The following is a 21,532-nucleotide window of genomic DNA, read 5'->3' on the forward strand; positions in this document are numbered from 1 at the left end:
GATTATTTATACATTAAAATATATAGCATTACAACCAAAACTTTTAATCTGAAAACAAGTTAAAGTTATGTTTGTTGACATACAGTTGAACTTTGTTAAATTATTTTTTTAATTATACCATTTTTTACAAGGGGAAGTGTTAATGAAAAGTTTTTCGGAAATAAAGAATATTTTAAGCAGAATCGACAGAAAAGGATATAAAGCATACAACGATTTAAAGGGTGTTTACAAGGCTGATAATTTTATTTTATTTATTGACAGGGTCCAGGGGGATCCTTTTGCCTCTCCTTCAGATATAAGAATAAGTATAAACAGAAGTTATCTGAAATTCCCCGATGAATGTATCGAAAGTGCACCACGGAAAATCGCTTTTGAAGATTATGCGGCGAGAATCATAAGAGATTGTTTGATAAAATGCAGCAAAACAGTAAAAGGCTCCGGAAAAAGCGGTGCTCTTTTTATAAACAGCGGCGCCCAGGAAGTTGTGGAGCGCTCCTCGGTGATTGCAGACGAGAATTCTTTTGAAGTACGCATGAGCATCGGTTTGCCTGCTGCCGGAAGGACTATTTTGGCTAATGAGTGTGAAAAGATATTTTACAGGATTTTGCCGGAAGTTATTGAAACTGTCAAATGGCATAATATGGACAAAACTGAATGCCTGCAATTTGTTAAATGTATTGAGAATCAGGAATATATGAGAAAGCAGCTTGAAAAGAAAGGGCTTGTTGCATTTATTGCTGACAGGAGCATCCTCCCGAGGGCAAGCGGTAACAGTCAGAAACCCATGAAAGAAGCCGTACCTTTTTATTCACCGGAAAGCCTGAGGGTTAAGCTCAGTCTGAAAAATCCCGTCAGTGCAGAGGATGGCGGTCAAATGGGGGAGATTTACGGAATGGGGATTCCCAAAGGTGTAACTACAATTGCAGGAGGCGGATTTCACGGAAAATCCACTCTTTTGAATGCACTGAAAATGGGTGTTTATCCTCATATCCCCGGAGACGGCAGGGAATGGACGGTTGTTGATAAAACGGGCGTGAGTATTAGGGCTGAGGATGGCAGAAATGTGGCAGGTATAGATATCAGATCATTTATAAACAACCTTCCAATGAATGTGGATACATCTTTTTTTATTACGAGCAACGCCAGCGGAAGCACCTCTCAGGCTGCAAATATACTTGAGTCAATTGAGGCAGGAAGCGGATTATTACTTATAGATGAAGATACCTCCGCAACAAATTTTATGGTAAGAGACGCTAAAATGCAGGAGCTTGTGGCAAAGGATTTTGAGCCGATTACGCCGTTTGTGGAGCGTGTGCGGCAATTATATGATTGCTATGGTGTTTCCACGGTTCTGGTTATGGGGGGTAATGGAGATTATCTGGGAAAATCGGACAATGTTCTTATGATGAGAAATTTTAAATGCTATGAAGTAACCGCAGAAGCTAAAAGTATTTATGAAAAATATAGGGGCTCAAACTCTGAAGTTGAAGAACAAAGATCACATATTGATTATTCCAGGGAAATTCATCCTGAAACGTTCAACTTTATCAAAAACAGCAGAAAATTTAAAATTAAAACGCTTAAAACTGACAGGATTATAATCAACAGAGAAGAGATAGATGTCAGAGATGTGGAACAGTTTGTTGATGACTCTCAGCTTGCCACAATCGGGAAAATTATGAGGTATATTTCAGACAGTAAACTACCTGTGGCTTACGAAGAACTGATAAACGATCTGAGGCAAAAACTGGATAAAAACGGTTTTGATTTTCTTGATAGAAAATCCTCAGATATGACAAAACCCAGGTTATTAGAAGTGATGGCAGTGCTCAATCGTCTGAGGACACTTAAACTGTTTCAGAAAAAGAATCAGACGGCGATTTGGTAAGTGCTGTGTAGTCAGTTGTTTTCCAGCCGTTTTTTTTATAAAAGTTTAACGCTTTTTTGTTTTTCCCGTCGGCTAAAAGATGGATGCCGGCGATATTGTTTTTAATGCACCATTTTTCACAATATTCAAGCAGACTGCCGCCAATTCCTTCATTACGATAATCGGAATCCACACATAAATCTTCTATGTAAGCTGTATATGACGTTTTGGCTGTGGATATGAGGGTCTGTATTGTGCACATTCCTATTATTTCCTTATCCAGTTCGGCAACAAACGCTGCTGCTCTGTTTTCATTTTCCATCAGAAATAATAATCCCTTGTACTGGGTTTTCCGGTCAAAATCCACACTTTCCATACGAAAAAGTTCTTTTAAAAGGCAAAGCATTTTATCGATATCTTTTTTGCAGGCTTTTCTTACTTTTATTTCTTCTTTCATTGTCAGTCCTTTAATTATTTTAGGCGTGGAGAATGTAAACTTATTTAGATTAAAAATCAAGCAATAGAATTTTGGCACCCTCCCATTTTTTAGAACTATGACAATACGCAGATATTGTTAGTACATAGATAGAGATCCCTCGGCTTCGCTCGCCCTGTTAAATATCAGCTTCGCTGATTGCCTACGGCATTTAACGGGGCTAGGGATGACTTTTTGTCATCTCGACCGGAACGGAGTGGAGGGAGAGATCTCTACTGTTATATTGCAAAGAGACCTCTCGGCTTCGCTCGAGGTGACAATTATATGCATACTGTCTAGCAGCGATAGCTAAATAGGATGTTACACATATTTACCAGTCTAATTTACCAGTCTAAAAGACTGGTGCTAGCCGCAGGCATTCTTTCGAACAAAGTGAGAAATCTCCGCCTTATGAAACGACATAACGAATAAATATACAACTGTGTTTAATGTTGAGATATCTTCATGCGTAGAAATTCCGATATTTAGATAAAGTATTGTCAAATAGCACAAGTGCAAAAATTTTGGGAGGTTGCTAAATAGAATTCTGACGTCCTTCCATTTTTTTAAGAGTTATGCAAATTTATTGGTGAGATAGGGAGGTGGTGAAATAGTAAATGGTTGAGTGGAGTTAAGTTTTTAACAGAGAAAAATTAAATCTGATTATTCATTTTAAGAATATTTTTATAACTTGCCATTACACGGTTGTAATAAAAACTGGGAAGAGAGTAGTTCCGGGCAAGGTATTTTTTTAAATTTGTAGGGCCGAAATTATAAGCCATAATTGCATATTTCTCATTGCCGTTAAATTTATCCTTCAGATAGGCAAAGTAATTTATTCCAACCCTGATATTCGCAACTGGATCAAACAGTTCATGCCGTTTGTTGAGGTTTAGATCGCTTCTCTTGTCCGAAATATAGTAAGCTGTATCCGGAAGCAGCTGCATCAGACCCACAGCACCTTTATAAGAAACAACCTTGATTCTGAAAGAGCTTTCTGTTTTGATCATAGCAAGTATTAGATAAGGGTCTATATGATGCTGTTTGGATTCTTTGGCGATAGTGTATGCCAAATCGTATGTGGAATAATTGCTGACGTTCATCCCGAATTCATCCAAAAGCTGCTGAATGTCAATTACCCTGCTGTAAAATGAGATTTTCTGTCTTGATTTATTGATTTTTGAGCTCAGTTTGTTTTGTGAATTTTTTAGTTGTGGAAAGATGTTGTTGAAATGTTTCACCTGAGTGGATACATAAAAGTGTGCTGAAACACCGGAGATAAAAGTGAATATGAGTATAATGATTAACAGGAATTTAATTTCACTTCCTTTGAAAAAATTCAATATAAACGCCTCCGCATTATATGTAATTTTGATATATTCCCTAAGACAGGAATATTCAGTTATTTTGAAAAATAATTAAAATTATTTATTTTTCAAGACTAAACAGGTATTCTTTCTACCTGGTTTAATTTTATAAAGGAATTCCAATGTTTAACTTACCGAAGCTTTATTACGGCTATTTTCTGAAAAGGTATAAAAGATTTTTTGTTGATATCGATTTTAAAGGAACCGTTCTGACAGCTCATAATCCCAATACCGGTTCCATGAGAAATCTTTTAAAAGAGGGCAGGGAGGTTGCGTTTTCAAAAAGTGATAACCCCAAAAGGAAGTTGAAATATACGCTGGAAAGTTTCAGGGTTGATAATTGCTGGGTTTATACAAATACTATTAAAGTAAATAAAATTGTGGAGAATGCACTCAGAGATGGAGAGATAACCGAATTAAACGGTTTCCGGAAAGTTATAAGAGAATATACAATATTAAACAGCAAGCTTGATTTCTGTATTGATATAAAAGGTCAAAGGAATCTTGTTGAGGTGAAAAGTGTCTCTCTTTTTGATGAGAGTTACGCTATGTTTCCTGATGCTGTGACTACCAGAGGCCAGCGTCACCTTCGGACATTAAAAGAATCAGTGGAAATGGGTTATAAGGCTTATGTTCTGTACATAATCCAGTCGGACAGAAAAAAATTTCGTTGTGCAGATGAGATTGATTCACGATACTGTGAAATATTTGAAGAGACAAAAAAAGCTGGTGTCAATGTACTGCTTTACAGGAATGTCATGGATATCGGGAGAAACGTTTGCTATTTGGAGCGATTAGATTAAGAAGATTAATAAGCCCCCTGGCATCGTCTTTATAACCCGTTTTGGACTTAAAGTCTATTTCATTGAATAAGGCTATCACTTCCGCAAGTTCATTATTAGACCACAGTTTCTTGTTTGATTTGATTTTATTGATTACAAAAGTATGCTCGTTTATGAGCGAGGGATTGATTTTGTATAGATATATTTTTTGGATTCTTTTAAACAGCATACTGTACAATATATCCAGATTTTCCCCGGCATCTATGAGCCTGTATAAGCTGGACATGGCACCTTTGTAGTTTTTGTTGCAGAATTGGTCGATAAACTGGAAGATGGACTCGTTTCTGGAAGAGCTTATGATATTCAGGATGTCCGTTTCATTTTCAGGTTTTGTATAATTAAAGTAAATTTCCACTTTTTCCAGTTCATTTTTCACAATTGATAAGTCGTTGTTGCATAAAATATATATTTCTTCGGCTATCTGTTTGCTTAAACGAAACCCTTTTTCATTAAACATCGCTGAAATTTCGTTGATTATACCTGTTTTGTTCTTTTTTGTCTCCTGTATAAGTGTGAAATTTTCTTCTGCTTCTCTTAATTCCTTTTTATTTATAGATTCAAAAAGAAAAACGATTATCGATTCGGATTTTCGGGATTTTTCCATAAGCCAGCAGATGTCTTTATACTTTTCTGCATTTTTTATAACAACAAGCTTTTCTGAAGAGAAAAGAGGCATAGTAAAAATTACGGTAAAAAATTCTTCCGGGTTCAATTCATCGGCATAAAAAACGCTTTCCTCAGGCTCTTCTAAAGAATCAGTGACTTCTGACAGCTTTTTTTCCTGAAAAATTTTGTTGCCTACGATTACGTACTGTTTACTTTTCAAACTCATTCTTGAAATCCAGGAGTATATCGCTGATTGTGTCACGGAAAGCCTCATTTCTGTTGCGTCGGTTTTCTGAAATGTTATTACTTATTGTAAAAGAATTTGTTCTGGAGAAAGTTTTATCAAAAACGTTATTTGAGTTTTTATCCAGAACGAGAATGTGAAGCCTGGCTGACAGATCAGATCTGACGGCTTGATTTGTACGTGAGTTTATTGATGCCGAGGTTGTTACACTGTCTAATCTGAAATGAAGTCTGTAATCAGCTTCTTTCTTTTTGGCAAGGGCGCTGTAGCGGGTAAAGAAAATGGCGGCCTGTCTGTCCAGCATACTTCTGTAATTCGCTTCATCAGCATTGTTGACTATAGATGCAATATGATATTTGTAATTTAATCCGTTGTTATTGGTTAATCCTGCTATTTTGTAACCACAGCCGAAAATCAGCAGAATGGTGATCAGCAGAGTTAATTTTTTCATTATTTAACCACCAGACTTATCAGCTTGTCCGGGACATATATTTCTTTAATAAGATTTTTGCCTTCGAGATGCTTTTGTACTTTGGAGTCAGCTTTGGCGGAATTCAGCGCCTCTTCTTTTTGGGCTCCCACAGGCAGTTCAAGGTTAGCTCTGACTTTGCCGTTAATCTGAACAACAATGGTTGTGGTATCTTTTACTGTTTTACTTTCATCGAATGACGGCCAGTCCTGATTTGATATAAATGTATTGTTGCCGAGTTTTTTCCATAACTCCTCACATACATGTGGCACAAAGGGTGTCAGCATTTTCAGAAGTGTTTCCAGTGACTGCATAAAGAGTATTTTTTCCTTATCAGTTTTTAGGTTTTTTTCTGTTTGGTAAAGAAAATTCGTCAGCTCCATACAAGCAGCCACAGCTGTGTTTAAGTGGAACTTTTCAATGTCGTTTGTTACTTTTTTTATTGTTGAATGCAAATTGTATTCCAGTTCTTTTGACAGTTCAGACTCTTTTTTCTCAGGATTTGTGTTTTCAATTTTTAAGTCTGAGTTTTTTGTAACAAGTCGGTAAATTCTGTTGATGAATCTGTAACAACCTTCCACGCCCTGTTGGTTCCATTCGAGGTCTCTGTCCGGCGGCGCAGCAAAAAGGCTGAAAAGCCTTGCTGTGTCAGCTCCGTATTCTTTTATCAAATTATCCGGATCCACTACATTCTTTTTGGACTTGCTCATCTTTTCCACACGTCCGATTTCCACATCCGAATCACATATAACACATTTGTCATTTTCAACCTCTTCGGGAAAAAGCCATCCGTGTATAGGGCATTTGTACGTTTCCTTGCATACCATCCCTTGTGTAAGCAGATTCTGGAAGGGCTCGTCAACATTAAGAAAACCAAGATCTCTCAATATTTTTGTATAAAATCGTGCATAAAGCAGATGCATTATTGCATGTTCCACACCGCCGATATATTGATCCACGGGCATCCAGTAATTTGCTTCATCCTTATTAAAAGGAGCGGTTTCACACTGAGGAGAGCAGTATCTGAGAAAATACCATGAAGATTCCACAAAGGTGTCCATTGTGTCGGTTTCGCGCTTTGCCGGTGCTGAGCACCTGGGACATTCTGTATTCACAAATTCTTCCGCCGACTCCAAAGGATTGCCTATTCCGGTGAATTCAACATCAAGAGGAAGTTCCACCGGCAAATCCTCATTTTTTACAGGAACAACTCCGCATTTTTCACAGTGTACCACCGGGATTGGTGCTCCCCAATATCTCTGTCTGGAGATCCCCCAGTCTTTCAATCTGTAGTTAACTGTTTTTTCACCGAGATTATTTTCATTAAGATATTCGGTGATTTTTTCTTTAGCCGTTTCCACATCCAAGCCGTTAAATTTCCCGGAATTAACAAGGTGACCGTCTCCTGCATAAGCTTCTTCCATGGTTTCTACGTTTAGTTCTTTACCTTCCGGCTGGATTACTACGGTAATCGGAAGGTTGTATTCTTTGGCGAAATCAAAATCCCTCTGATCATGTGCAGGTACTGCCATAATGGCGCCGGTTCCGTAGTCCATAAGTACATAGTTTGCAATATATATCGGAATCTGCTTGTTCGTCATCGGGTTGGTTACATATTTACCGGTAAAAAAACCTTTCTTTTCCTTGTCTTCAGCCATACGGCTGATTTTTTCTTCCTTCAGAATAGAATTGATGAATTTTATCCCTTCTTCCTCTTTTTCCGTTCCGGCTATTAGTTGTCTTGTGAGGGGGTGTTCCGGAGCTATCAGCATAAAATTAGCTCCGTAAAGGGTGTCCGGTCTTGTTGTGAATACTTCAATTGGCTCATCAAGTTCTTGCAGAGGGAACCTGATAATTGCACCGTGGGATTTGCCTATCCAGTTTCTCTGCATAGTGAGAACTTTTTCCGGCCAACCGTCCATTTTGTATGTGTAATCGAGGAGCTCATCTGCATATTCAGAAATCTTGAAAAACCAACCGTCCAGTTCTTTTATTTCAACTTCGTTGCCGCATCTCCAGCACTTTCCGTCTTCAACCTGTTCATTTGCAAGAACGGTGTTGCAGTCTTCACACCAGTTTACATTAGATGTTTTGTTGTAAACCAGCCCCTTTTCAAACATTTTAATAAATACCAGCTGCTCCCATTTGTAGTATTCAGGGTCGCATGTTGCTATTTCTCTGTCCCAGTCATATGAAAGCCCGAGCTTTTTCAGCTGTTCTTTCATGAATTTAATATTGGAATATGTCCATTTTGCAGGATGAATTTTATTTTTAATGGCTGCATTTTCAGCAGGAAGTCCGAATGCATCCCATCCCATAGGGTGGATTACATTGAATCCTTGCATGGTTTTGTATCTGGCCACAACATCGCCAATGGCGTAGTTTCGCACATGCCCCATATGGATTTTTCCCGAAGGATAAGGAAACATTTCCAGGCAGTAAAACTTTTCCTTGCTTTCGTCTTTCGATGTTTTATAGCTTTTGTGCTCTTCCCAAAGCTTTTGCCAGGTGGATTCAACTTCGGAATGATTGTAGTGCATTAACCGCCTCCTGAATCTATTGTAAAAACCCTTAATTAACACATAAAATTTGAGGTGTCACCCCCTTTTGTAGCTAATTAAGTATAGAAAGTCCAATAATATTTAGGTATAAATATGATTATTAATTCGAGTTTCGCACTTAGTTTCGTCAAAACAGAAAAATCATGGAAATCGCTTCCCGGGCATTTAACCTTTAAGTTCTCGGTCGAAAGAATACCTACGGTTAACACCAGTCCTTTAGGCTGGTAAATATGTGTAACATTCTATTTATCTTTCCAAGGCAGATGATATACAAAGACTGTCACCTCGACCGAATCGGAGAGGTCTCTCAGAAAGTTACAGTGTGAAAGCTTTAAATAATTAAGGAAACTTGCTGATAGTAAAGTTCAATGTTGAATGCCAATCAACAAATATACAAATTAACCAATACACCAATACACTAATACACCACTTCTCTGTCTACCTATATACCTATCTCTCACCCATTCAGGTGGACGTTATAGCTACAGCCCTACTATTTTGCCGAAATGTCTGCGGGTGGAATCCTGAAGCTTGTCCGCCACTTTGAAAGCTTCTTTCAAAAGTTCCTGCTCATTTTTGGGCAGTTTGTAAGGGTCAAGGTAATGATCGGGTTTTTCACCCTGCTCAATGAGTTTAATTTCATTTTTCAACCTGATGTAAGTAAAGTACTCAAAAGCCGCCTTAATATGATCGACAGTGGCTTTGGTGAATACCCCCTTTTCATAAAGTTTGTCCAGTCTTTCAAGAGTGGTGTTGGCATAGGTACTGTTTTCAAGCATATACATTCTTATACAGTCGACAATGAATATACTGCCGTTTTCTTTAACGGAAAGTTCACCCTTGTGTTCTTCCTCGCTTGATGTGACAAACCGCCCCAGAAAGCCGAACGGAACCTTGTGCTTGAAATCAAGTTCCATCATTTTATAAAGGAAAAGCTTATTATCGTAAACCTGTTTCAGAATAAATGTTTTAAGGTCGTTCAGTAAATCCGGTGAACCGTAAAGAGGGAAAAAATCAAAAAAGATTGATGAATATCTTACACGCTGAGGCTCGGGCGTTTCTATCCATTTTGCAACCTTATCCTTCCAGTCATTGAGCCGGCCTCTCCATTTGGGATTGCTGAGCATGACATTGCCTTTGCACAAAGGATAACCAAGGTAATCCAGAGCATTAACAAGCTTTTCCGAAAAAGGAATAAAAAAGTTGTCCACTTCTTCACGTTTCTCATCCGGGAAGTCTTCGAATATTATTCCGTTATCCTGATCAGGACCGAGAAGCATCTCCTTCCTGCCGCCGCTTCCCATTATTATAAAGCAGTATTTTATGTCAGGAGGCTTATAGCCCTGGTTAACCATGTCTTCGTAAACGAGTTCGAAGCATCTCCGGATTATGTTGTGATGTATGTAAGAGATAATTTCCATTGTTTCCACATGGGAGCGGTTTTCCATAAGAAGAACTTTTGCCACGGAGACAATTTCATCACGTATCGGCTTAAGATTCTCGATTTTCACTGCTTCTTTTGCTTTTCCTATGAGAAGCACAGATTTCTGGCTTCTGAATTTCATCAAATCCCTTATTGACAGTATCCCTGTCAGCTCTTCATTATCAACTATAGGAAGATGCCTTATTTTGTGCCTGAGCATAAAGGCAGCTGCTTCATACATGTAATCCTCAGAAGACATTACATAAGGATCGGGGGTCATAAATTCGCTTGCCTTCATATCTTTTTGACAGAATTCGTCATTTCTTGAAAGAATTTTTGTGACCAAATCCCTCTCAGTGACTATACCCAGTAATTTGCCTGTTGAATCGCAGATGAGAATTGAGCTTATACCTTTCTCAGTCATTATGTTTGCAATTTCACTTGCTTTGGCTTCAGAAGAAGCAGTCAGTGGCTTAGGGGTCATAATATCCCCGATTTTTTTCTGAAAAGGGTAGGCGTCTATCTGTGCCTGGTGGTCAATATCGTGGCTTTTTACCACTTCCTGATATAATTTTCTTATCCGGGAGAGAACGGCTTTGTTGAAAAAGTTACTGACTATGGGATATTTTCTGGATATTTCCAGTATTATATCTTTAGGTATGAGAAGACATTGTGTGTCCTTAGATGTCCTTGCTCCGGCTGAATATCCTTCGTTGGTGAAAATAGGTGTCCATCCGAAGTATTCTCCGTCACTTCTGTTATCAACGGTGATTTCCACCCCTTCGCTTGTCTCGGAGAATATTTCCACCTGACCTTTGTTAATAAAATACAGATATCCCGTGGGCTTATCATATTGTGAGAAGATAATTTTATTTTTAGGATACTCCTTTACTATGCTTTTTTCTCTTAAAAAGTCAGCTATACCTTCGGGGATGTTTATGAATGGTTCAACGGTTTTTAAGTGGTTAACCAGGGCCATAAGTATACCTTAGACTATTTGTTTTTTGCAACTTTAAAGGGGTGAGCATGGTTCTTTATAATGTACTCACCGAACAGCTTAAACCATATTGTAACCGCTGCAATCCCGGTCCATTTTTCATAAGGGTATATAAACCAGAAGGGCAGTGCACCTATAATTGCCCAAATGATTGCAATCCCTGCAGCCAGGTTTAAAAGACCCACAAAAGGAGCCCACTTTGCAGGATTTTTGGGCGGTTGTTCTTTTTTTAATGCGACTTTTGAATAATCTTTCTTGATAAAAATTTTATAGGCATTTCTCAACCAGTAAAATGCGACGGGAAAAAGAGCCATAAAAAGAATCCATGATATTACTATAAAAGGATTAAGAACTAACACATAACACCTCTATTGTATTTTAAAAATATAATAACGCAAAAAAAACAAAAGTTAAATGATAAAAAAAGGCTCCCTTAAATAAGGGAGCCCTAAGTTTTAGTATCATGTACTTAAATGTTTAATGGTGTGAAGATGTTACTTCTCCTGCACCTTTTGGATAACGGATGTTTTCAACCATTTCCGCAATGTCATCAGGTACTTTCTGAGTCATATTTTTAACTCCGAAAGCTACCAGGAAGTTAACAATAGCACCTATGGTACCGAAAGCGTTAGGCTCGATTCCAAGGAAGAATCTTGCGTTACCGCCGAAGAGTCCCAGGAATTCAGTGCCGGGTATAAAGAATATACCGTAATGGGCGAAAACGTAAATCATTGTAACACCAATACCGGCAATCATACCGGCTATTGCGCCTTCTTTGTTCATCGTTTTGCTGAATATCCCCATCATAATAGCTGGAAAGAGCGAACTGGCCGCAAGACCGAATGCTATAGCAACAGTACCGGCAGCAAAGTCCGGAGGATTCAGACCAAGATAACCTGCGAATATAATAGACGCAGCCATAGCGATCCTACCGGTAAGGAGCTCTCCTTTATCACTGATATCAGGCTTTATCATACCTTTAACAAGGTCGTGTGATATAGCCGAAGATATAGCAAGAAGCAGACCGGCAGCTGTTGAAAGGGCCGCAGCAAGACCACCAGCTGCAACGAGACCTATTACCCAGCCGGGAAGGTTAGCAATTTCAGGGTTGGCAAGAACCATAATATCTCGGTTAACTGTTAATTCATTGCCTTGCCAGCCGGCGGCAGCAGCGTTGTTCAGAAACTGCTGGTCGTTGGAGTTGCCGTTGTAATACTGGATACGTCCGTCGTTGTTTTTATCCTTGAACTGTATAAGTCCTGTAACTTCCCAGTTTCTCATCCACTGAGGTCTGTTTTCATATTTAATACTGTTTTCTTCAGCAAAATAGTTACCGTTTTCCTGCATTACTGCTTTGTTAACTGTTGCATGGATGTTCAAACGAGCCATGGCAGCAACAGCAGGAGCAGTGGTGTAAAGTATTGCGATGAAAATAAGCGCCCATCCTGCGGACAAACGTGCATTTTTAACACTAGCCACGGTAAAGAAACGCATAATAACGTGAGGCAGACCTGCCGTACCGATCATCAGCGACATTGTGTACACAAACATATTAAGTTTGCTGAATCTGAAGTTTGTACTGTATTCACTGAAGCCGAGACTTGTTACAACCTCGTTAAGCTTTTGCAGCATGTAGGAGCCTGTATCGCCGAATTCGGAACCAAGCCCGAACTGCGGAAGAGGATTGCCTGTAAGTGTGATCGATATGAATATAGCCGGAATCGTGTACGCTATAATCATTACCGTATACTGGGCAATCTGCGTGTAAGTAATACCTTTCATACCACCCAAAACCGCATAAACAAAAACAACCGCCATACCGATAATAACTCCAACTGTGTTTGAGGTTTCAAGAAATCTTGAAAATGCAACACCAACACCTGTCATCTGTCCGATAACGTAGGTAAGTGATGCGATGAGAAGACAAAGTACTGCAACACCTGAAGCTGTTTTTGAATAATAACGTGTTTTAAAGAAATCCGGTACCGTGTAACGGCCGAACTTTCTAAGATAAGGAGCAAGCAGCATAGCCAGAAGGCAGTAACCGCCGGTCTAACCCATAAGAAAGAGAGAACCGCCGTAACCCATAAAAGCAATGAGACCTGCCATTGATATAAAAGATGCTGCTGACATCCAGTCCGCCGCAACTGCAGCCCCGTTTGCAACGGGGCCAACACCGCCGCCTGCAACATAAAAGTCCTTAGTACTGCCTGCACGGGCCCATATAGCAATACCAACGTAAATCGCAAATGTTAAAATAACAAAGAAATATATCCATATTTGTGTACCCATATACTAACCCCCTTACTCTTCTTCCAGAACGTCAAATTCTCTGTCCAGATTGTTCATCAATTTGCAGTAGGTGAAAATCAGGATGATGAAAATGACTATTGAGCCCTGTTGTGCAAACCAAAATCCAAGTGGAAAACCTGCGATGTGAATGTTATTTAAAACATCAACCAAAAGAATTCCTGCAACATAAGAAACAAGAAACCAAATTGCCAGCAACCAGCCGATAATTTTCAGGTTTCGTTTCCAATATTGCTCCATAGCTTCCTTGTCCATAAATACACCTCTCTGAGCGTTTTTGAAAAAAACCTAAATCACATGGATGCTAATTAAAAAGGACTTAAATTTTTCTTTCACCTCCTTTTTTATATTATTACCACAGCATCCATAATCCCAAGTCCTGTAAAAAGATTAATACAATGTTTTATAAATGTCAACTATTATTTTTGGTAACGGTATAATTCTTTATTCTCTGTGAGTTATGGCTGATTTGTTGTTCTGTTTGCAAGATGTTGCAGTAAAAAAATACTGGTGTTTTAATTTAAATTAATTAAATAATAAAACATTGTATACAATATGCAGTATACAACTACGTATTTAACTAATAATATTAAAATTTAATCCATGTTGGAACTTTTAAATTAATAATTAAAAAAGTCGAGAAGTTATTGAATTTAATTATTTAAGCAATTAGAATAAAGCAGGAGAGTAAAGTGAAAAACTACAGAGAAGACATAGACAAACTCTTTGAATATTATGATAAGTATCTGCAGGGCAAAGATAAAGCTTTAAGATTGACGCTGATTACTTTCCTCAGCAGAGGCCATCTTCTTATTGAGGATGTTCCCGGTCTGGGAAAGACAACTCTTGCCCTTGCCATTGCAAAATCAATGGGGCTTTCTTTTGGGAGAATTCAGTGTACAAATGATCTTTTGCCCACCGATATAACCGGGTTATCCATTTTTAACAAAGACAAAAGATCCTTTGAATTCAGAAAGGGGCCGATTTTCAATAATATTGTGCTTGTGGATGAAATCAACAGAGCAACTCCAAAAACTCAGAGTGCTCTTCTGGAATCTATGGGGGAGAAACAGGTCACTGTAGAGGGGAAGACATATAATTTGCCGAAGCCGTTTTTTGTGATAGCAACTCAAAATCCCTCGGAACAGCACGGAACGTTTCCTCTGCCGGAATCACAACTGGACAGATTTTTGATGAAAATAAGCATCGGTTACCCTTCCAGAAAGCGGGAGCTTGAAATTTTGAAAGGAGGTAGCAGCAGAGGAGAGATTAATAAATCTGAACCTGTTTTGAGCTCTGAAAGTGTACTTAATCTTATTAATTTCATAAAAAATAATGTCAAAGTTGATGATAAAATCTATGAATACCTGCTGGAAATTGCAAATATTACCAGGGAAAGCAGTGAGTTTTTGATAGGTTTATCCACAAGGGCTATGCTTTCTATCCTCAATGCTGCTAAGGTCAGTGCTTTTGTTAATAATCGGGATTATGTGATACCCGAAGATATTTCCGATTATTGCAGGTATACTGTTTCCCACAGGGTTATTTTTAGAAGACAGCTGCCCGAGGATGAGAAAACAGATATGCTGAAATCACTTTTGGATTCAATCAAATTTCCCGTATGAAAAAATCTGCTTTAAAAACAAAGACGAATTTTAAACCCGTTTATTTTACCAAAGCCGGTTGGTTTTATATTATAGTTACAATAGTACTGGGATTTGCCGCAGTTAACACCGGCAATAACCTTATTTTTATTATTGTTTCTTTTCTACTGGCTGTAATGGCTATTTCCGGTTTTTACGGCAAAAAAAATATAAACAATATAAAAATCAATCTTAAAATGCCCGCTGAAATTTATGCCGGTTCTGCCTTTAGAGTGAGACTGAAGGCAGAAAATGAAAAAAAATTTCTTGATTCATACCTGCTTAAAATAAAATTTTATGAAAGTGAAGTGTTTTTCGGCAGAATAGGGCGGCAAAGCATCAAAGAGGGTAAAACGGATTTGATATTTCAGAAAAGGGGTGTTAACCGCATTAAAGAGATAGTCCTTTACTCGAGGTTTCCGTTTAATTTTTTTGTAAGATGTAAAAAAATTCCCGTTAACAGTGAAGCAGTGGTTTTCCCAAAGCCTGTGAAATCAAATGAAAGTGCAAGAAGTTATTCGCTCAATGAGACTGAAGGGAATGCCGTAAAAGATAATCAGGCATCGGAAGAGCTCAGCAGTATAAGGAATTATGAGTATGGGGACAGTTTGCGTCTTATTCACTGGAAACATTTTGCAAAAAGCGACGAGCTGAAAGCGAAGAATTTTAGCGGAGGGCTTAATTCTCCAGTAGTTATTGACTTAAGCGGTTTGGATTTTGTATCGGAGTCTGAAATTTCCGCTGCGGCTTATGACATCATTGATTTGATTAAGAAGAATACGCCGGTGGGGCTAAAAACGGACAACGATTATTTCCCCCCTGATATATCACACGGACACAAACTTAACCTTCTCAGATATCTGGCTTTATATGATGACAATAATTAATCTGATAAAAATAAACACAATTCTTGTAAGTATTATATGTTTTGCTGCAGTCGCAGAGTATATGAACCCTTTTGTCCTTGTTTTTATTTCCGGAGTGATTATTGCAAATTTTCTGGAAATAAAGGGCTATAATCTCTATTTGCCGCGTTTTTTGGCTAATTTTCTGGGAGTGATTGTTTTATTTGCAGCGTTTATCAATTTCAGTATTGAAAATATGAATGTCATTTTTATCAATGCCCTCATTGTGCTGATGGGGCTGAAGTTGATGGAAAGGAAACAATACAGGGACTATATGCAGATATCCCTTATGGCCGTTTTTATTCTGGCAGGTCTTTCCCTGTTAAATTTGAGTATGGTTTTTCTGGTTTACCTTTTTGCTGAGGTGCTGCTCATTGTTTTGCAAATGGTTCTTCTGACTGTGATGGTTGAGGATAATACTTTTATCATGGATAAGCCGTTTTTTGTTTCCATTTTAAAACCCATAACTCTGATTATGGTTATTTCCATACCGGCCGCGGCTTTTCTTTTTTTGATTCTTCCGCGTACGGATTATCCGATGCTGAGTTTTTTGAATAACCGTCAGAATGCTTCCACCGGGTTTACTGACAGCATAAAACTGGGAACAGTCAATTTTATTCAAAATAACGATAAAACGGCATTCAGGGTGAAAATGAAAAAAATTGACGATAAATTTCTTTACTGGCGGGGTGTGGTCCTGGATACATACCGGAATAACGGCTGGGAGAGTAACTACGGAGGTTCCGGAACAGAACACAACATTAAACATGAAAGTCAGAATAAAAAAATTATAAAATACAGAGTATTTATGGAGCCCACGGCTAATGAATATCTTTATACGTTAAATGTGCCTGTTGATATAACATATTCCGATGATTTCAGTTTTGATAAGAAGCGTGGGGAGGTTATCACAGAGGAGCCTGTGAAAACAAAAATATCCTACACAGCTGTTTCCCGCCTAAGTCAGCAGATTAATGCTCATTTGGCAAGGAAAGAAATATATTTGCAGACTTCAGGAATAAGCAGTGAAGTCAAAAAGATTGCAAGCCGTCTTAAAGGTGACACCGACGCCGGAACTGCAGATAATATCATTAATTATTTAAAACCTCCGGATTTCAAATATTCCCTTCAAAATTTGCCTTTAAGCAAAGAACCGTTAAAGCATTTTCTTACCGTTACAAAAATGGGGAATTGTGAATATTTTGCTTCTGCAATGGGTGTTCTTCTTCGGCTGAACGGTATTCCTTCAAGACTTGTGGGTGGTTTTAGAGGCGGCTATTATGATGAAGGGGCCGGTTATTATTCAGTTTTGTACAGTAATGCCCATGTGTGGGTGGAAGCTTATATCGACGGAGCATGGCGGACATATGATCCCACTCCTGCTGACTTCAGTAGATTTTCAGATAAAAATAAGCTCAGCAGTCTTAAGGAGATTAAACTGTTTTTTGATAAACTGAATTATTACTGGACAGTTTTTGTGATTAATTACGATTTTGCAAAACAGATGGAAGGGTTGAAAAATGCCGCTGAAGCAGCTGAAAATATTAAATTTGATTTAAAGCTTTTCGGCAAAGGTGTTTTTGCTCTGATAATACCGTTTATCCTTTTATTAATATTTGTTTTTAAAAAGAAAAGAGAAAAAAGAACAGAAAAAATTTTGAAAAAATTTGATGAAGTTTTTCTGAAGCTGGGAGTTTCAAGAACGGCCGGGGAAGGACTTATTCAGGCTGTTAACAATGTAGGCAATAAGGAAATTGGTGAGGAACTGAAAAAACTGGCATATGAATATTATTCGGCAGTTTACGGAGACAAAGAGTTTAACCGTGAAAAATATAGAACTTTGAAAAAAAGACTTAAAGATGTATCACGCTATATCAAACATTCCTCTGTTAAATCAGGTAAAAACAAGCAATAATTACTCAAGTTTCGCACTTCGTTTTGTCATTGCGAAACCTTGTGGGAACAGGGTTGTGGCAATCTCAAAACAAGAAAAGTAGAGAGATTGCTTCGTCGTTTTCACTCCTCGCAAAGACGTGAAAACAGTATAAGTGCGAAACTTGAATAATTACTGGAGTTATCCTACTTTCTGCAACAATAAGAACACTTACATGTTTGTTTGCTATATCGTTTCTTACGGTAGAGATTCCCACTCGGGCACTTAAAACTCTAAGTGCCCGGGCGAAAGGATGCCTTATGTTTACCTTCTATTTATCCGCCTAAGGCGGATTATATGCAAAAACTGTCACCTCGACCGAAGCGGAGAGGTCTCTTGCCAAACAGCTATTTTCATACCACCCCTGACCCCTCCTATCTTAGGAGGGGAACTGATCTCTCCCCCTACTTTAGGGGGAGGTTAAGAAGGGGGTATATTTTGTCAGACAACATCAGAGATTTGTCCACTCCATCGAGCACATAAATGTATATGTGCTCGGTACTCGGAATTTAACTCTTATCCTATCAAAGAGTTAGGAGGGGCTGGGGTGGTAAAATTTATAATGGCTCAATTATTCAAAAGTCTCTGTATATTATTTTATTTCTTCCAATCCTAAAAATTTTTCTGATTTTATAAATTCCAGAAGTTCCCGCATCCCTTTAAAACCGGTTTCTCTGTCTTTTGCTTCCACTGCCAGAAAAAGTATCGGGTCGTTTTTGTAAATTGTTCCGATATTGTGAACGGCCAGCAGAGAATTGAGATTGTATTTTTTGAAAATTTCACTGGCTTTTTCTTTAAGAACCTTTTCAGCTTCGGGAGTTTTTTCATAAAGTTTTATTTCAGAATAATCTTTTACATATTTTCCCGGATATTTTGCTTTACCGTGATGTACTAATATTGTCCCTGTAGAATCAGATGTATCTTTGTAAAATTGCCTGTAAAGCTCAGATATATCATTTATTTTATCAATTTTTACGCTAATGTTTTCCATGGCAGCTCCTTTATTTAATCAGCATTTGCAGTTTTCTACAGGAATATCTTTTTTTTGGAAAGTAAAAAATTTAAATATTTCTTTTGACTAATAGATAAGATGCTGGTATTATAATAGAAGGGTGCAGCCCAAAGAAATATAAGAGGTGAAAGAATGAGTAACACAGGTACAGTGAAATGGTTTAATGATTCAAAGGGGTACGGTTTTATAACTGGCTCAGACGGCGAGGATGTTTTTGTGCACTATTCCGCAATTTCAATGGAAGGTTTCAAGTCCTTGAAAGAAGGCGACGAAGTGGAATTTGAAGTTGTTGAAGGTCCCAAAGGTCCTCAGGCAGCTAATGTTGTTAAGGTATAGATAAATCTATACGAACCGGAATTATTAACTGGTTATAACGACAAAAACTATATCCGCCTTCGGGCGGATTTTTTATTTTCTGAAAAAAATATTAAACAAGACTGTAAGAATAATACTTATAATAATTGAAGTAACTATCGGGAAATAAAAAGTAAAATCATCTTTTTTTATTAGAATATCTCCTGGAAGTTTCCCCAACCCGAATTTTCCGCCGAAAAGCAAAACAATTCCGATTCCTGCTATTACCAGACCGATGATTATGAGTAATTTAGCAAAGTCGGGTACTCCGGGCATCTAAACTGCTCCTGATTTTTCATTTGCTTTGCTGTAATTGAAGCGCTTTGATAACTGTTTCCGGTATCTGTCCTCTTCACTGTAAATGCACCCACAGTATTGCTGCCTGTACATATCCATCTCTTTGCTTTTTTCTATTCCTTCTTTCCACCCTTCTCTGAAATCGTAATAGAAAAAATTTGTGTTGTATTTTTTTGCCGCAGCTTCACATAATTCAGCTATAAGTTCGTGGTTCTGGAATTTGCTGTATAATAATGAAGTTGTAAAGTAATCGAACTTTCCCTTTGATGCTATTTGTGCACATTTTTCAATCCTGGATGAATAGCAGTACATGCATCTGTTGTCTTCCCTGTAAACTGCATTTCTGGTAAATTCTTCCAATCCGTAGTACTCATCTATTATCGACTTTATATTGTTTTCATCGTTGAATTCAGATACACTTTCCAGTCTTTTGTAAAACTCTGTTACCGGATGTATGTTTGGATTGTAGAAAAAGCCGTAAACTGCTTCAAAGTTTTCATGGAGAATTTTTGATGTGTATATTGAACAGGGTGCGCAGCATTGGTGCATAAGTACTTTCATATGCCTACCTTTTTAAAGAATTCACAGGGGAAGCTTCTCCCCTGTGATAAGAAAGATATTAAACGTTGGGTAAGTTTTCAAGTGATTTTCTGATTGCTTCTTCAGGATATTCATAATCTTCGAGTTTGCCGTCGAAATAAGCGTCGTAAGCAGACATGTCAAAGAAACCGTGTCCGCTGAGACAGAAGAGAATTGATTTTTCTTTGCCTTCTTCCATATTGTTTTCAGCTTCCATAGCCGCAGCCGCAATTGCATGAGCAGATTCCGGAGCAGGAACAATCCCTTCGGTCTGTGCAAACATGATCCCATATTTAAAAATGTCAGATTGGTGAACATTCTGTGCATCGATTATCCCTTCATGGTAAAGATGGCTGACAATAGGAGATTCCCCGTGATAACGCAGCCCCCCTGCATGGATTGCAGGCGGCTCAAAGTCATGTCCCAGTGTGTACATTTTCATAATAGGGGTTAATTTTGCAACATCGCCGTAATCGTAAGCAAATGTGCCTTTTGTGAGGGTGGGGCAGCTTGCGGGTTCAACTGCAACTGCTTCCACATTTTTCCCCTCCAGTTTGTCTTTTATAAAAGGGATGGCTATTCCGCCGAAATTAGACCCTCCGCCGCAGGAAGCAAAGATTTTGTCCGGATAATCATTGATCAGCTCGAACTGTTTTTTTGTTTCAAGTCCTATTACAGTCTGGTGCAAAACAACATGATTCAGAACGCTGCCCAGAGCGTAATTCGTATCATCTCTGCCTGCAGCTTCCTCCACAGCCTCACTGATTGCAAGCCCGAGACTTCCATTGGATTCGGGATTCTGTTTCAGTATTTCTCTGCCGGCATTTGTAAATTCAGAAGGACTGGGTATAACTTCCGCATCAAACATGCGCATAAAAGATTTTCTGTACGGTTTTTGGTTGAAGCTTACTTTTACCATATATACTCTGCACTGCATTTCAAGCATTTTGCAGGCCACCGACAAAGCGCTTCCCCATTGGCCTGCGCCTGTTTCGGTGGTTAACCGGTTTATTCCGTTTATTTTGTTATAATAAGCCTGAGCCACTGCAGTGTTCGGTTTATGGCTTCCGGCCGGTGATGTTCCTTCATATTTAAAGTAGATTTTGGATTTCACACCGAGTGCCTTTTCAAATCTTTCTGCCCGTATCAACGGTGTCGGTCTCCAAAGACGCATTACCTCCATTACTTTTTCCGGGATATCGATCCATCTTTGTGTGGACATCTCCTGCTCGATAAGCTGAGGGGGGAATAATGCTTTCATTTCATCGAATGTAACAGGTTTGCCGGTAAAAGGGCTGATGGGCGGGTCCATAGGCTTAGGAAGATCAGCCAGTATATTATACCATCTATCAGGTATGTATTTCTCGTCAAGAAAAACCTTACTCATAATATATCCTCCATAAATAGTTATAACTTTTTATCATATTTTAAACACAAATCAAGAACTAAAGTTTTGGCGCCCTCCCATTTTTTATTGGTGAGATAGAGAGGTAAAGGTTAAAGTGGTTTATAAGTATTAAGTTTACAGGTGGACTTTCCACCTTTTTCTACACAAAAAGTTAAGCACATTGCTCCATTTCTTTATAATATAGTTCCAGTTTCTCTCTCGGAGTATTGTATTCAATAGCTGAATGAGTCCTTTTTGAGT

The 21,532-nt window shown here is 38.4% G+C and carries 18 protein-coding genes and 1 pseudogene; 6 read left to right on the forward strand and 13 right to left on the reverse strand.

What is annotated here, in order from left to right:
* The first annotated feature begins 142 nt into the window (after positions 1–142).
* On the forward strand, positions 143–1,888 hold the full coding sequence (locus UMU13_RS07110; protein ID WP_328218103.1) for an ABC-ATPase domain-containing protein: 1,746 nt from the start codon (positions 143–145) through the stop codon (positions 1,886–1,888).
* Here the strand turns inward: UMU13_RS07110 and UMU13_RS07115 are convergent.
* Together UMU13_RS07115 and UMU13_RS07120 are read right to left on the reverse strand one after the other, a co-directional pair.
* The gene (locus tag UMU13_RS07115; RefSeq protein WP_328218104.1) at positions 1,848–2,324 is read right to left on the reverse strand and encodes a GNAT family N-acetyltransferase; all 477 of its coding nucleotides are present in this window, start codon (positions 2,322–2,324) and stop codon (positions 1,848–1,850) included. The genes UMU13_RS07110 and UMU13_RS07115 overlap by 41 nt on opposite strands.
* 671 nt (positions 2,325–2,995) lie before the next feature.
* Complete coding sequence (locus UMU13_RS07120; RefSeq protein ID WP_328218105.1) at positions 2,996–3,685, reverse strand: lytic transglycosylase domain-containing protein; 690 nt, start codon at positions 3,683–3,685, stop codon at positions 2,996–2,998.
* Between the two features lie 146 nt (positions 3,686–3,831).
* Here UMU13_RS07120 and sfsA point away from each other — a divergent pair, with 146 nt between their 5' ends.
* Positions 3,832–4,512 (forward strand): DNA/RNA nuclease SfsA, encoded by a 681-nt coding sequence (gene sfsA / locus UMU13_RS07125; protein ID WP_328218106.1) that lies wholly within the window; start codon positions 3,832–3,834, stop codon positions 4,510–4,512.
* Here the strand turns inward: sfsA and holA are convergent.
* From holA to UMU13_RS07160, 7 genes and pseudogenes are all read right to left on the reverse strand, one after another.
* Entirely contained in the window at positions 4,466–5,383 is a 918-nt protein-coding gene (holA, locus tag UMU13_RS07130; protein ID WP_328218107.1) for a DNA polymerase III subunit delta, read from the reverse strand. The genes sfsA and holA overlap by 47 nt on opposite strands.
* Positions 5,367–5,852 (reverse strand): hypothetical protein, encoded by a 486-nt coding sequence (locus tag UMU13_RS07135; RefSeq protein ID WP_328218108.1) that lies wholly within the window; start codon positions 5,850–5,852, stop codon positions 5,367–5,369. Before UMU13_RS07135 ends, holA begins: the two co-directional genes overlap by 17 nt.
* Entirely contained in the window at positions 5,852–8,410 is a 2,559-nt protein-coding gene (gene leuS / locus UMU13_RS07140) for a leucine--tRNA ligase (RefSeq protein ID WP_328218109.1), read from the reverse strand. The genes UMU13_RS07135 and leuS overlap by 1 nt, the downstream gene beginning before the upstream one ends.
* A gap of 503 nt (positions 8,411–8,913) precedes the next feature.
* Positions 8,914–10,833 carry a DUF294 nucleotidyltransferase-like domain-containing protein gene (locus tag UMU13_RS07145; protein ID WP_328218110.1) on the reverse strand — a complete coding sequence of 640 codons (1,920 nt, stop codon included), beginning with the start codon at positions 10,831–10,833 and terminating at the stop codon, positions 8,914–8,916.
* 14 nt (positions 10,834–10,847) lie between these two features.
* Positions 10,848–11,210 carry a hypothetical protein gene (locus UMU13_RS07150; RefSeq protein WP_328218111.1) on the reverse strand — a complete coding sequence of 121 codons (363 nt, stop codon included), beginning with the start codon at positions 11,208–11,210 and terminating at the stop codon, positions 10,848–10,850.
* Between the two features lie 118 nt (positions 11,211–11,328).
* Positions 11,329–13,143: pseudogene (locus UMU13_RS07155) on the reverse strand (sodium:solute symporter family protein).
* Positions 13,144–13,155: 12 nt separating this feature from the next.
* Positions 13,156–13,416: a DUF4212 domain-containing protein gene (locus UMU13_RS07160; RefSeq protein WP_013886436.1), complete on the reverse strand. Its 261-nt coding sequence runs from the start codon at positions 13,414–13,416 to the stop codon at positions 13,156–13,158.
* A 437-nt stretch (positions 13,417–13,853) separates the two neighbouring features.
* Between UMU13_RS07160 and UMU13_RS07165 the strand changes: the two genes are divergently transcribed.
* From UMU13_RS07165 to UMU13_RS07175, 3 genes are read left to right on the forward strand one after another with little or no spacing between them, the layout of a single operon-like run.
* The gene (locus tag UMU13_RS07165; RefSeq protein ID WP_328218112.1) at positions 13,854–14,786 is read left to right on the forward strand and encodes an AAA family ATPase; all 933 of its coding nucleotides are present in this window, start codon (positions 13,854–13,856) and stop codon (positions 14,784–14,786) included.
* A complete protein-coding gene (locus tag UMU13_RS07170) occupies positions 14,783–15,691 on the forward strand; it encodes a DUF58 domain-containing protein (protein ID WP_328218113.1) in 909 nt (302 codons plus the stop codon). Before UMU13_RS07165 ends, UMU13_RS07170 begins: the two co-directional genes overlap by 4 nt.
* Complete coding sequence (locus tag UMU13_RS07175; protein WP_328218115.1) at positions 15,675–17,624, forward strand: transglutaminase family protein; 1,950 nt, start codon at positions 15,675–15,677, stop codon at positions 17,622–17,624. The genes UMU13_RS07170 and UMU13_RS07175 overlap by 17 nt, the downstream gene beginning before the upstream one ends.
* A gap of 610 nt (positions 17,625–18,234) precedes the next feature.
* Here UMU13_RS07175 and UMU13_RS07180 read toward each other — a convergent pair.
* Complete coding sequence (locus tag UMU13_RS07180) at positions 18,235–18,633, reverse strand: molybdenum cofactor biosynthesis protein MoaE (RefSeq protein WP_328218116.1); 399 nt, start codon at positions 18,631–18,633, stop codon at positions 18,235–18,237.
* A gap of 153 nt (positions 18,634–18,786) precedes the next feature.
* Here UMU13_RS07180 and UMU13_RS07185 point away from each other — a divergent pair, with 153 nt between their 5' ends.
* Positions 18,787–18,990 (forward strand): cold shock domain-containing protein, encoded by a 204-nt coding sequence (locus tag UMU13_RS07185; protein WP_013886432.1) that lies wholly within the window; start codon positions 18,787–18,789, stop codon positions 18,988–18,990.
* Positions 18,991–19,062: 72 nt separating this feature from the next.
* Here the strand turns inward: UMU13_RS07185 and UMU13_RS07190 are convergent, their stop codons facing one another.
* The 3 genes from UMU13_RS07190 to UMU13_RS07200 are packed head-to-tail and all read right to left on the reverse strand — an operon-like array spanning position 19,063 to position 21,271.
* Positions 19,063–19,284, reverse strand: coding sequence for a DUF2905 domain-containing protein (locus UMU13_RS07190; RefSeq protein ID WP_328218117.1), 222 nt, complete (start codon positions 19,282–19,284; stop codon positions 19,063–19,065).
* Complete coding sequence (locus UMU13_RS07195) at positions 19,285–19,866, reverse strand: epoxyqueuosine reductase QueH (RefSeq protein WP_328218118.1); 582 nt, start codon at positions 19,864–19,866, stop codon at positions 19,285–19,287. It abuts the gene before it with no gap.
* 58 nt (positions 19,867–19,924) lie between these two features.
* Positions 19,925–21,271 carry a TrpB-like pyridoxal phosphate-dependent enzyme gene (locus tag UMU13_RS07200; protein WP_328218119.1) on the reverse strand — a complete coding sequence of 449 codons (1,347 nt, stop codon included), beginning with the start codon at positions 21,269–21,271 and terminating at the stop codon, positions 19,925–19,927.
* Between the last annotated feature and the right edge of the window lie 261 nt (positions 21,272–21,532).

The organism is Flexistipes sp. (assembly GCF_036172515.1).
In the GTDB taxonomy this organism is placed as follows: domain Bacteria; phylum Chrysiogenota; class Deferribacteres; order Deferribacterales; family Flexistipitaceae; genus Flexistipes.